The sequence below is a fragment of the Laribacter hongkongensis DSM 14985 genome (genome assembly GCF_000423285.1).
GTDB lineage: Bacteria > Pseudomonadota > Gammaproteobacteria > Burkholderiales > Aquaspirillaceae > Laribacter > Laribacter hongkongensis.
Map to the genome: position 1 here is coordinate 88,657 of NZ_AUHR01000005.1, position 12,386 is coordinate 101,042.

Genomic DNA, 12,386 nt, shown 5'->3' on the forward strand with positions numbered 1-12,386 from the left:
ACCGGTTTGCACAGACCATCTACATCGGCCTGCCCGACCGGAATTCAACCCTTCCGGCATCAGGGCGGCGCAGCAAAAACGCCCGCAACCAGTGCGGGCGCCGGCAACAGCTGTCTGGCTTACATCGATTCGAGCACTTCGATGCCCAGCAGGCCCAGACCGGTCTTGAGGGTATCGGCGGTGATGCGGGCCAGTTTCAGGCGGCTAGCCTGGGTGGCTCCTTCGCTCTTGAGGATCGGGCAGGCTTCGTAGAAGCGCATGAACTGGGTCGCAACCTGGTACAGGTACTGGGTCAGCAGGTGCGGGAAGCAGGTACGCGCCACTTCGTTGAGCACATCGCTGAACTGCGCCAGCATGAGGGCCAGCTGCTTCTCGGCCGGTTCGGTGATCAGGAGCGGAGCACTGGCATCAAAACGGTCGACCTTGCGGAAGATGCTGGCGACACGGGTGTAAGCGTATTGCAGGTACGGCGCCGTATTGCCCTCAAAGGCCAGCATCAGGTCCCAGTTGAAGATGTAGTCGCTGTTGCGGTTCTTCGAGAGGTCGGCATATTTCACCGCGCCAATGCCGACGGCGTGGGCGATCTTGCGCTTTTCCTCTTCGGGCAGGTCCGGGTTCTTTTCGCTGACCAGTGCGTAGGCGCGCTCTTCGGCCTCGTCCAGCAGTTCGATCAGCTTGACCGTGCCGCCCGAACGGGTTTTGAACGGCTTGCCGTCGTCGCCCATCATGGTCCCGAAACCGACGTGTTCGAGCGACATGGCTTCTGGAGCAAAGCCGGCCTTGCGGCAGATGGTGAACATCTGCTGGAAATGCTGGCTCTGGCGTGCATCCACCACATAGATCACACGGTCAAGGTTCAGCTCCTTGTGGCGGTAGCGGACCGCACCAAGGTCGGTGGTGGTGTAGAGGAAGCCACCGTCCTTTTTCTGCACGATCACGCCCATCGGGTCGCCGTCGTGGTTGCGGAATTCGTCCAGGTACACCACCTTGGCGCCGTCATCCTCGCTCAGCAGGTTCTTGGCAGCCAGTTCGTCAACGATGACCGGCAGGTCGTCGTTGTAGGCCGACTCGCCCCGCACGTCGGCGCGGGTCAGGCCGACGCCGAGCTTGCGGTAGACGGCTTCGCAGTGGGCCAGTGACACGTCGACAAACTGTTCCCACAGCTTGAGCACGTCAGCGTCGCCACCTTGCAGGCGCACCACGTAATTGCGGGCGGTGTCGGCGAACACCGGGTCTTCGTCAAAGCGGATCTTGGCGTTGCGGTAGAAGGTTTCCAGGTCGGAGAGCTCCAGATCAGCCTTGCCGGCCTGGCGGGTTTCGACCAGATAGGCCGTCAGCATGCCGAACTGGGTGCCCCAGTCGCCGACGTGGTTACCGCGCACCATGTTGTTGCCAAGGAACTCGACCACACGCGCCAGCGTGTCACCGATGATGGTGGAGCGCAGGTGGCCGACGTGCATTTCCTTGGCGAGGTTCGGGGACGAATACTCGACCATCACGCGCTGCGGTTCGGTAACCGAGCGCACGCCGAGCCGGGCATCGTCCAGTACCGTATCCAGGCGCTTGGCGAGGAAATCCGGGGCCAGCGTGATGTTGATGAAGCCCGGACCGGCGATTTCGATCTTGCTGGCAATGCCGGCGAGGTCCAGCTTGTCGATCACCTGCTGGGCCAGCTCACGCGGGTTCATCTTGCGCTGTTTGGCGGCCGCCATCACGCCGTTGGCTTGGAAGTCGCCGAACTCGGGGCGGCTTGCCGGTTGCAGCAGCGGTTGGGCATCAGGAACACCAGCCGCAATCAGGGCGGCAGCAAGCTTGTCATGCAGGAGTTGGGTCAGGGTCATCGGAAAAGCTTTCAGTCGATGTGCAAAGGGCGGGCTCGGGAACTGGTGCCGGGTCGTCACCAGCGGGCTGAACCAGGTCAGCCGGAGAGAAAAAGCAGTCTTTCCGATTCTACGACCGGGGGCGTGACTGTTCAATGTTTAGACGGCGCGCTTTGCCACATGAAAACGCCGCCCAAACGGGCGGCGTGACGATTTTGCACCAGATTTTGCTCAGTGCATGGCATGACCTGCGTGTCCGGCCGGTGCCATCAGCGAATTGACCGGGCCGACTTCCACTTCCACGGCCAGCGGTCTGGCCTGGCGGAATTCCAGCGTCAGCGGAATGCGTGCCCCTTCAGCCAGCGGTTTTTTCAGACCGATCAGCATGATGTGATAGCTGCCTGGCTTGAGTTCGGTCGTCTGCCCGGCCTTAAGGGGAATGTCCGCTACCTGGCGCATTTTCATGACACCGTTGTCGTTGATGTGCGTGTGCAGCTCGATGCGCTCGGCCACGTCACCGCGGGCCGCAAGCAGGGCGTCGTCTTGGCTGCCGGTATTGCGCAGGCTCAGGTAGGCCGCACCGTTTTTGGCGCCCTGGGGCGTGGCGCGGGCCCAGGGCGAGGAGGCCGTCAGGTCTCCGGCGGGATCGGCTGCCAGGGCCGGCAGGGCAGTGCAGAGTGACAGCAGCAGGGCAAAGGCGGTTTTTTTCATGGCGGGCTCGCTTGGGTTCACAACGGTAATTTCAGCCGGCTTCATCCAGCCGGAAACGGATCGGGACTCGCGCCCACGCGGCGACCGGAACATCCCCTTGGCGGGCCGGGGCAAACCGCCACTGGCGCACGGCTGTCACGGCGGCCTGGTCTAGACGGGCAAAGCCGCTGCTGGTGTCGATTTCCACGTTTTCGGCCTGGCCATCCCGGTTTACCCGCACCCGTAACAGGACCCGGCCTTCTTCACCCAGCCGGCGCGACGATGCCGGATAGGCCGGGGCCGGATTGTTCAGGCTGGCGAGATCGTAGCGTGCCGCACTGACCGGTCCTCCCTGGACCGGCTGGCCACTGCTGGCCGTGCCGGTGTCTGTCACTATGCCAGCCGGGTGCTCGGCAGGTGGCCGGGGGCTGGTGGCCTGGGGGGCATGGCTGGCTGGCTCTGCCGAGGGGGGCGTTACTGTTCCGGTGTCCGCCAGAGCCAGGGAGGCTGGCTGGGGTGAGGGTGGGCGCGGAGTTGCCACGGTGGCCTTTGGTGCTGCAGTGGCAATCCGTGGCCCGGATGCAGGGGGCGGGGATGGTGCCGCAGGGTCAGGCTGTACTGTGCTGACCGGGGCCGCATGAGTCCGGGCGGGGCCGCTGTTGACCAGTGCAACGGAAAAGGGTTGGGCAGGCAATACGGCCGGTTGCTGGCCCGCCTGCCAGACGCCTGCTGCCGCAGCGAACACGGCCGCATGGGCAGCGGCTGAGGCACAGGCGGAAATGAGGGTCGGTCGCGGCAGCTTCATGGCAGGCGTATTGTAAATACCTCGGCAGGTTAGGCGGGGCCGGCTGACAGGTCAATGCGACGGATTGTCGCAGCGACGCCAGACCTGCCAGCGTTCGCGCCCGGCAAAAATCTCCAGCGCAGTACGGCTCGGCTCGTCGGTTTCGCAGACAAAGGCCGGGGTCAGCAGGGCATCCAGTTCGTCTGCGACCAGGCCAAAAGGAGGCCCCTTGGGCGTGTCGGCATAGAAAAAGTAGCCAGCCAGCCAGCCGCCCGGACGCACTAGGGCTGCCATCTGGCGGGCCCAGTCTTGCCAGGTCTTGCGTGGCAGCGCGCACAGCAAGGCGCGTTCGTAGATGCCGTCGTAGGCGGGCGCCTCATGCCGGAAAAAATCACCCGGTTGCACGCGCACGGCCTCAGGACCGAGAACCTGCCGGGCCTGCTCGCAGGCTGCCGGACTGAATTCCAGTCCCAGCACGTCAAGTCCCAGACCGGCAAGCCAGCCGACTTCGTATCCGCTGCCGCAGCCCGGAACCAGGATGCGTTCTCCGGCCGGGAGCTGGCGGGCAAAAACCCGGAATTCGGCCGGAACATGACCGGCATCCCACGGCATGACTTTTTCCTGGTAGCGGCGGTCCCAGAAATCCGGCAAGGAACTGTCCTGCGCCATGTTCCGATCTCCTGTTCGGCAATGTATGTCAATAAAATATCATCGGCTGGCGCGGATTCTACATGCGCAGTGACCCGCGTCACGAATGACTCGTGTAAGATTGCCCGCCATGTTGCTACCCTCGTTTTCCCTGAATTTTGCTGCCCGTCGTGTGCGCTTGATCGCCGCGATCGTGGCTGGTCTCGCACTTGCTTGGGGAGGCAGTGCTTATTGGGCGGGCTTGCAGGCGGAAAAGACGCTTGACGAGCAATACCGCCTGCTGACAGGTCTGCCGTTTTTCGTGGTCAAGTCCCACAGCTACGACCGTGGCTGGTTCAGTTCGACCGAAACCACCGAGCTGACCTTCAACAAGAAGCTCTTTGCGCCGTACATGGGCATGCTGCCCGAGCAGGCTGCCGGCTGGCTGGACTCCACCGTCCGCTATACCAACACGGTCGAACACGGTCCGTTGCCTGGCCTGCGCGATTTTGATTTCCGTCCGGCCCGTGCACTGGTCAAGACCGAATTTGCCATGAGCGATGCCACGCGCAAGACGCTGGAAAAGTTCTTTGGCGACCAGCCGCCGGTCACGGTGACCAACCGGCTGAATTTCAGCGGTGGCGGTACGCTGGCGATCCGGATTCCGCGGTTTGACTACGAGGAAACCCTGTCCGGCGTCAAGGTGGCCTGGCAGGGGCTCGATACCACTGTGCAGTACGATGCCGGCTATGCCCATTACGCGGTCGATGCCAGCATGCCGGGCCTGCTGGTCAAGGCGGTGACCAAGGGCGAAGTGCAGCTCAGGGGACTGAGTTATGTCTCGGACCACCGCCCGGGTGCCTCGGGCGTGACGCTGGGCTCGTCGGAGCTCAAGGTCGGCCGCATCGAACTCGACAGCAAGGAAAGCCTGCCGTACGAGATCAAGCTCAATGAACTGGTGTACCTGCTGACGCGCCTGCGTGTGGGCGAGTTCATCAACCCGGTAGGGGAAATCCGCCCGTCCCGGGTGGATCTGGACGGGCTGGCTTACCAGATCGTGACCAGCGAGCAGGATGATTTCGTCAACACCCGCGGCAAGCTGTCGTTTGCCAGTCTGGACCTGAACCAGAAGCGTTATGGCCCGATGCGGCTGGATGTGTCGGCCAACCATCTGCACGGCCCTACGCTGGTGAGCCTCGACAAGGCGTTGTCGGCGATTCCGGTCGAAGGGGTCGAGCCGGCGCAGCTGCGCGAACAGTATCTGGAAACCGTCAAGGCCAAGGGCCTGCCCCTGCTGACCAACAATCCGAAGATTCTGGTCAACGATTTCTACCTCAAGCTGCCCGCCGGTGACGTAAAGGTGCAAGGCGACCTGGCCCTGACCGGACTGACCGATGCCGACCTGCAGACGCCGACCGCTTTCCTGAAAAAAGTGGATGCACGCCTGGAGGTCGAAGTACCCAAACAGACGCTGGAAGACCTGGTGGTGGCGCAGGCCCGCAACCTCTTCGTGGTGGACCAGACGGCCGAAGATCCGCCAAGCCTTGACGAAATCGACGACCTGGCAAAAAACCTGCTGGCATCGCAACTGGACGTCTGGCAGGAAGCGCGCTACCTGACGCTGTCGCAGGGGCAGGTCAAGACCCGCATGAGCTGGCAACAAGGGAAAATCCGTGTCAACGACCAGCCGGTCAGCCTGCCGTGGGAAGAGGAAACGGCGCACGAACCTGCTGGCCCGGACGGAGCGCCAGCCGGCAACGTGACGCACTGAACCGGGGATTGCACAGGGCGCGGCGGGAGGATTTCCCGCCGCGTTTTGCATGGCGGATCAGTCGTGGTGTCCGCGGGCCCGCATGGCCAGCAGGATCATGCCGGCAGTCACGGCATCCGTCAGGGCGTCATGCCGGCCCATCCGGGGCAGGTCCAGCGTCTTCAGGATTTCTTCAAGCCGCAGGTCGACATAGCCGTCCGGCGTCTGCTTCAGTCGCCAGTCGTAGTAGAGGCCGGACACCTCGATCTGCCGTTGCGGCAGCGTAATGCCCGTCAGCGGCTTGACGTACTTGTTGAGGACCGCCACGTCGTATTCGAGATAGTAGCCAACCAGTGCCCGGCCACCGATGAAATCCAGCAGCCGGCTGACTGCATCGGCCGGTGCCAGCCCGTCCGACAGGTCGCTGGGACGCAGCCCGTGTACCACCACGCTGCCGGGAGCCGGCAAATGCTCCGGACGGACCAGCAGGTACAGCGATTCACTGGCCAGAATGCGGCCCCGGCGGATCCTGACCGCACCGATCGACAGCAGCTCCGCCTCGCGCACGTTCAGGCTGGTGGTTTCACAGTCAAGGCTGACCACTTCATCCGGTATCTCCTCGAAGAGCGTATTCCAGCGCGGGTCGACCTGTTTTTTTTGCCAGGCATGGCGCATCCGGGCCAGCATCAGAACGCTCCCGTCTTGAAGTGGTAACGCACCATGTTCTTGAAGCGCTTGACCACGGCCAGCGCGTCTTTCAGCAGGTCGCGTTCGAGTGTCGACAACTGCTCGGGCACGATCAGGTTGCCAGGAGTCTGGCCCAGTTGCAGGGCTTTCAGTCCGTGTTCCAGCCGCTGCTCCAGCAGGAAGCCCAGCGCTTCGGCAAGATCATGACCCAGGTCGGCATCCAGCTGCTCAGCCCGTACCAGGACCTGGATGCGGTCAAAGGTGTTGGTTTCACTCAGGCCGTTTTCCAGTGCCAGCGCCCGGATGCCGTGCACGATCGGGAAAATGCCGCCTTTTTTCAGGTCGAGCGTGTCGCGGCCGCTGTGGGCCGTGGTGACCAGCTGCGAAAAGATGCCCAGCGGTGTGTCGAACTGTTCGACGGCACGGGCAAAACGCGCAAAGTAGCTGGCGTCATCCTGCATGATGTTTTGCAGGTACTGGCGTGCGTCGGCCAGCAGGGCGGCATCGCCTGCCACGGCGCAGGCATCGGTGAAGATGGCCAGTTTCATCTGCGCTTCGGGATCGGGCAGATACACCCAGCGGTACAGGCGGTCCTTCATGGCCGCCAGCGGCTGCACCCAGTCCGGATTGCTGACCATGATCCGGCCCGGGCAGGGCGGATAGCCGAAATCGGCCAGCGCTTGTGAAAAGGCCGCGCAGGCCTCGGCCAGGGCCGGGCTTTCAAAGCCGTCGCGGACGATCAAGGCATTGTCCTGGTCGGTCTTGATGATCTGTTCGCCGCGTCCTTCCGATCCCATCACCACGAGGCAGCTGTTGGCCACCAGCCCGGCCGGGGCGACCAGTTCCCAGGTACGGGCAAACAGCTTGCTGTTGAGTGCCTGCACCAGCCGCGCCAGTTCGCGGGCCTTGACCCCGTGGCCGGACAGGATGGCAACCAGCTTGTCCATCTGGCGGGCAATGCCGCGAAGGGTGTCCAGTGACTGTGCCAGTTCGAGCTGTTGGGCAATCAGGTGCGAGTGATTGGAGAAATACGACAGCAGGTCGATCTGCTCCAGTACGCCCACTGGCTGGCCGGACTCGGTGACCACTACCCGCTGGATGGTGTGGCGGGTCATGACCAGCAGGGCGTTGAAAAGATAGTCGTCGATGTCGCAGGTAATCAGCTGGAAACGGCAGCGCTGGCGCAGCAGCGTGTCACCGGGCAAGGCATCGATGATGACGTCCCGGCAGTCACTGGCGGTGAAAATGCCGGTCTGTTCGCCGTCCTGTACCAGGATCGACTTGGTCTTGTACGCACGCATGGCCAGCGCGGCGTCCAGCAAGGTGGCGTCGCCCGGCAGGCAGACCGGTTCGCGCACGCAGGCATCGCGCACGGTGGCGGTCAGCAGTGTCTGCAACTCCCGGTTGCCGCCACGTTGCGCCAGTGCCGAAAACTTTTGCGAAACACTCTGGAAGAAAAACGCGGCAAACAGGCTGTTGGATTCGATGAGCTGCATGACCACCGCCTTGGGGATGGCGTACAGCAGCGTTTCCTCGTGTGCAACGATGCGCTGGCTGCCGCTGCCCTTGATCAGGGCCCGCGAATCAAACGTGTCGTCACTCCGGAAAACCGCCGTGATTTCATCGTGGTCGGCCAGTTCGCAGGCCAGTCCCTTGATGACCACATACAGCTGCTCCACCGGCTGGCCGGGGTTGATGATGGCCTCGCCCACACTGAAATAGAGGATGTCGACCGACTGTTCGAGCTGCTCACGCTCCAGCGGCGTCAGTACGTCAAACGGCGGTTCCTTGAAGCTGAAGCGATGCATGGTGTTTCTCCTTTATATTGTTTTGTCATGATACGTTGGCTCACGTGGCCAATCTTGCTTTTTGTCAGACAATCATGTCTGTTTGCGACAGGAAAACCCAGGGGCATGCTGGACTGCGGATACTGGGGTTCCGCAGCCTCCGGGATGTTTGCCGGGCAGCTCAAAGCGCACCGGCATGCCACCCATACGGGCACGCTATGCCAGGAGGCCGTGCCAATAGCCTAGCGTGCAGCCTGCCTGCGCTGGCCGTAGTGCAGCAGCGGCAGCGTGACGGCACCGGCCACCAGACCCCAGAAGGCTGAGCCGATACCCATGACGGTCAGGCCCGAGGCCGTGACCAGGAAGGTGACCAGTGCGGCTTCGCGGTCGTGCTCGTCGCGCAGCGCAGCGGCCAGACCGTTGCCGATGGTGCCCAGCAGCGCGAGCCCGGCCAGTGCCAGTACCAGCGAGGGTGGAAACGCTGCAAACAGGGCGCCGACCGTGGCACCGAAGATGCCGGTCAGCAGGTAAAAACCACCGGCCGCGACGGCGGCCACATAGCGGCGGGCCGGGTCTTCGTGCGCTTCGCGGCCCATGCAGATGGCGGCGGTAATGGCCGCCAGGTTAAGGGCAAAGGCACCGAACGGCGCCAGCAGCAGGTTGGCAAGGCCGCTCCAGCCGACCAGTAGCGATACCGGCAGCGAGTAGCCGGACGCCCGGATGACGGCAACGCCCGGCACGTTTTGCGAGGCCATGGTCACGGCAAACAAGGGCAGGGCCACGCCGACCAGTGCAGGCAGGCTGAAGGCCGGCCAGGTCAGGACCGGACGGGCCAGTTCCAGCGTCAGCCCCGACAACGACAGCGAGCCCGTGCCGGCAGCTGCCAGCATGCCTGCCAGTCCGGTCAGCGGCACGGCATAGCGCGGCCACCACAGGCGGCCGGCCAGATAGGCGGCGCACATCGGCAGCACGATGGCCGGTGCCACCGACAGCGAGGTAAACACGTCCAGCCCGAAGCGCAGCAGCACGCCTGCCAGCATGGCAGATGCCAGTGACAGCGGAATGCGGCGCATCAGGCGTTCAAAGAGGCCGGTAAAACCGGCCAGCGTGATCAGCAGCGCCGACACCATGAAGGCGCCGATGGCCTGGTCCAGCGGCAAGCCGGCCGTGGCGGTGATCAGCAGGGCTGCCCCGGGTGTCGACCAGGCCGTGACCACCGGCTGGCGATAGGCCAGCGACAGGCCGATGCAGGTCAGGCCCATGCCCAGCCCCAGCGCCCACATCCACGAGGCAATTTCGGCCGGACCGGCGCCGGCAGACGCCGCAGCCTGGAACACGATGACTGCCGAACTGGTAAAGCCGACCAGCACCGTGACAAAACCGGCCAGGACGGCCGACAACGAGATATCTTGCCAAAAGCGCATGGGGACAGCCTGCTGCAGACATGAAAGCCACACAGCATAAAAGCCCGGACGGTGCCGGGCAATACTGTTGGCATGGCTGGCGGGACGTATCCGGGGGTTATTGTCCGCGCAGGAACAGGGCATCGAGTTCGGTCATGGAGAGTTCGCGCCAGGTGGGCCGGCCGTGGTTGCACTGGTCGGCGCGCTCGGTGGCTTCCATGTCGCGCAGCAGGGCGTTCATTTCCGGCAGGGTCAGCGGCCGGTGGGCCCGGACGGCACCGTGGCAGGCCATGCTGGCCAGCAGGGCATCGCGGCGGGCATCCACGGCATCTGTGGCGCCGTGTTGCTCCAGGTCTGCCAGGACCCCGCGTACCAGTGCCACGGCATCTGCCTGTGCCAGCATGGCCGGAACAGCCTTGATGGTGAGGCTGCCGCGGGACGGCGCATCCAGCTGGATGCCGAGGCGAGCCAAGGCATCGGCGTGCTCCTGTGCCAGTGCCTGTTGCAGGACATCGGCTTCAAAAGCCAGCGGCATCAGCAGCGGCTGGGACGGCAGGCCGTCGCGGTCGAAGGCCCGCTTGAGCCGTTCGTAGACAATGCGTTCATGCGCGGCATGCATGTCCACGATGACCAGCCCGCGGGCGTTCTGGGCCAGCACGTAAATGCCGTGCAGCTGCGCCACGGCAAAGCCCAGCGGCGGCACCGGGGCCGATTCGTGACCGGCTGCCGGCACGGAGGCCTCAGCTGGCAAGGGCGCGGAGTCGGCCCTTGCTGCCGGGGCTTGCGCGCCGGCACGAGAAGGCGCACCGAAATCCAGCGGTGCTGTGGCCGGTGGCGTTGCCGGAGTCTGGCGGGGAGCCGGCGCAGCCGGCAGGTCGCCGAACAGCAGGCGGTAGGCATCCAGCCCTGCACCGTGGTCGTTGACACGGTGGGTGGCCGGGCGAGGCGGAGCCGTCGGATAACTGAACGACGGGCGCGGCATGTCGGCTGCCACGGGCGAGGGCAGCACTGTCGCCGTTCCTGCATCTGCAAGAGGCGTGTCGTCCTGCTCCGGCAGTCGCGGTTCCAGCCGGGTGTCGGCAATGCGTGTGGCCGGTTCCGGCTGGCCGGCGCTCTCGGTCCGGCTGGCGGCCAGCACCCGGTTGACGGCATGGAAGACAAACTGGTGGATGGCCTGCGACTCACGAAACCGCACCTCGATCTTGGTCGGGTGCACGTTGACGTCGACCTCGGCTGGCGGCAGCTCCAGAAACAGCACGTAGCATGGCTGGCGTTCCAGATGCAGCACGTCGCGGTAGGCCTGGCGCACGGCATGACTGAATACCCGGTCGCGGACAAAGCGGCCATTGACGAAAGCATGCTGGGCTTCGCGGCTGGTTTTCGACAGTGAAGGGGCGGCGACAAAGCCGCGCAGCCGCAACGGGCCGGCTTCGGCTTCGAGCGGCAGGGCGACTTCCAGAAAGTCCTTGCCCAACAGCGCGCCGACCCGCTCGGCCAGCGTTTCTGCCGGGCGGTTGAGGGTGGTCTTGCCGTTGTGTTTCAGGACGAAGCCGGTGTGCGGATGCGCCAGTGCCAGTCGTTCCACCACTTGTGCACAATGACCGTATTCGGTGCTTTCGCTCTTGAGGAACTTGCGGCGCGCCGGCGTGTTGAAGTAGAGGTCGGCCACGCTGACCGTGGTGCCGGTATCGCGGGCCGCCGGCCCGAGCGTACCCAGCACGCCGTCTTCGGCGCTGATTTCGCTGGCATGAGGGGCGTCTGCCGTGCGGCTGGTCAGTGTCAGGCGCGACACGGCCGCAATGCTGGCCAGCCCTTCTCCGCGAAACCCGAGCGTGGCGACGGCTTCGAGCTCGTCCAGCGAGTGGATCTTGCTGGTGGCGTGGCGGTCCAGTGCCAGCGGCAGATCATCCGGCAGCATGCCGCCACCGTCGTCTGCCACCCGGATCAGGCGGATGCCGCCACCGGCCAGTTCGATCTGGATGGCCCGGGCGCCGGCATCCAGGCTGTTTTCCAGCAGTTCTTTCAGGGCCGAGGCCGGCCGTTCGACCACTTCACCGGCAGCAATCTGGTTGACCAGGTGGTCCGGCAGGCGCTGGATGCGGCGCATGGGGCTTCTCCGGTTCAGGAGGCACGGGCGCCGGCACGGCGGCTGCGCCAGATTTCAATGATGCCCGGCAGGACCGACACGACGATGATGGCGAGGATCAGCAAGGACAGGTTGCTCTTGACTACCGGCAGGTTGCCGAAAAAGTAGCCGGCATAGCTGAAGCTGAGGACCCAGGCCAGCGCGCCGACGATGTTGTAGCTGAAGAAATGCCGGTAAGTCATGCGTCCGACGCCGGCGACAAACGGTGCGAACGTCCGCACGATGGGCACGAAGCGGGCGAGGATGATGGTCTTGCCGCCATGGCGGGCGTAGAAGTCGTGGGTCTTGTCGAGATACTGGCGGCGGAAAATGCGCGAGTCGGGATTGGAAAACAGCTTCATGCCGAAGAAATGGCCGACGGCGTAATTGACGGCGTCTCCCAGTACGGCGGCGAGGATCAGCAGTGCCACCAGCAGGTGGACGTTCATTTCGCCCATGGCTGCGATGGCACCGGCAACAAACAGGAGCGAGTCGCCCGGCAGGAACGGTGTGACGACCAGGCCGGTTTCGGCAAACACGATCAGGAACAGGATCAGGTAGATCCAGGGGCCGTAGGCGGCAACCAGCTCGAGCAGATGCTGGTCGATGTGCAGCACGAAGTCGATGATGAAGCTGATGAATTCCATGGGATCGCAGTGGTGGGCCTGAGAATGGGCAAGCAGCCTGATGGGCCTGCATTAACCCTGTATGAA

At 64.1% G+C, this 12,386-nt stretch carries 10 protein-coding genes; 1 reads left to right on the forward strand and 9 read right to left on the reverse strand.

Translation table 11 applies throughout. The features are described 5' to 3' along the window. Positions 1-119: 119 nt before the first annotated feature. The 4 genes from argS to G542_RS0106245 all read right to left on the reverse strand — a co-directional run bounded on the left by argS (position 120) and on the right by G542_RS0106245 (position 3,963). A complete protein-coding gene (argS, locus tag G542_RS0106230) occupies positions 120-1,841 on the reverse strand; it encodes an arginine--tRNA ligase (RefSeq protein ID WP_012696486.1) in 1,722 nt (573 codons plus the stop codon). Positions 1,842-2,051: 210 nt separating this feature from the next. After that, on the reverse strand, positions 2,052-2,531 hold the full coding sequence (locus G542_RS16125) for a copper chaperone PCu(A)C (RefSeq protein WP_051189966.1): 480 nt from the start codon (positions 2,529-2,531) through the stop codon (positions 2,052-2,054). Between the two features lie 31 nt (positions 2,532-2,562). After that, positions 2,563-2,904 (reverse strand): energy transducer TonB, encoded by a 342-nt coding sequence (locus tag G542_RS18945; RefSeq protein WP_051189944.1) that lies wholly within the window; start codon positions 2,902-2,904, stop codon positions 2,563-2,565. Between the two features lie 462 nt (positions 2,905-3,366). Then, positions 3,367-3,963 carry a methyltransferase gene (locus tag G542_RS0106245; RefSeq protein WP_012696490.1) on the reverse strand — a complete coding sequence of 199 codons (597 nt, stop codon included), beginning with the start codon at positions 3,961-3,963 and terminating at the stop codon, positions 3,367-3,369. Positions 3,964-4,072: 109 nt separating this feature from the next. Between G542_RS0106245 and G542_RS0106250 the strand changes: the two genes are divergently transcribed. After that, positions 4,073-5,692: a YdgA family protein gene (locus G542_RS0106250; protein ID WP_027823673.1), complete on the forward strand. Its 1,620-nt coding sequence runs from the start codon at positions 4,073-4,075 to the stop codon at positions 5,690-5,692. A 57-nt stretch (positions 5,693-5,749) separates the two neighbouring features. Here the strand turns inward: G542_RS0106250 and G542_RS0106255 are convergent, their stop codons facing one another. The 5 genes from G542_RS0106255 to G542_RS0106280 form a co-directional block, all read right to left on the reverse strand. Next, the gene (locus G542_RS0106255; protein ID WP_027823674.1) at positions 5,750-6,358 is read right to left on the reverse strand and encodes a 3'-5' exonuclease; all 609 of its coding nucleotides are present in this window, start codon (positions 6,356-6,358) and stop codon (positions 5,750-5,752) included. Continuing rightward, entirely contained in the window at positions 6,358-8,166 is a 1,809-nt protein-coding gene (locus tag G542_RS0106260; RefSeq protein WP_027823675.1) for a putative nucleotidyltransferase substrate binding domain-containing protein, read from the reverse strand. Before G542_RS0106260 ends, G542_RS0106255 begins: the two co-directional genes overlap by 1 nt. A 221-nt stretch (positions 8,167-8,387) precedes the next feature. After that, complete coding sequence (locus G542_RS0106270; protein WP_280513442.1) at positions 8,388-9,692, reverse strand: benzoate/H(+) symporter BenE family transporter; 1,305 nt, start codon at positions 9,690-9,692, stop codon at positions 8,388-8,390. Then, positions 9,667-11,655: a DNA mismatch repair endonuclease MutL gene (mutL, locus tag G542_RS0106275; RefSeq protein ID WP_027823677.1), complete on the reverse strand. Its 1,989-nt coding sequence runs from the start codon at positions 11,653-11,655 to the stop codon at positions 9,667-9,669. The genes G542_RS0106270 and mutL overlap by 26 nt, the downstream gene beginning before the upstream one ends. A gap of 14 nt (positions 11,656-11,669) precedes the next feature. After that, positions 11,670-12,320 carry a DedA family protein gene (locus G542_RS0106280; RefSeq protein WP_027823678.1) on the reverse strand — a complete coding sequence of 217 codons (651 nt, stop codon included), beginning with the start codon at positions 12,318-12,320 and terminating at the stop codon, positions 11,670-11,672. Positions 12,321-12,386: the final 66 nt, after the last annotated feature.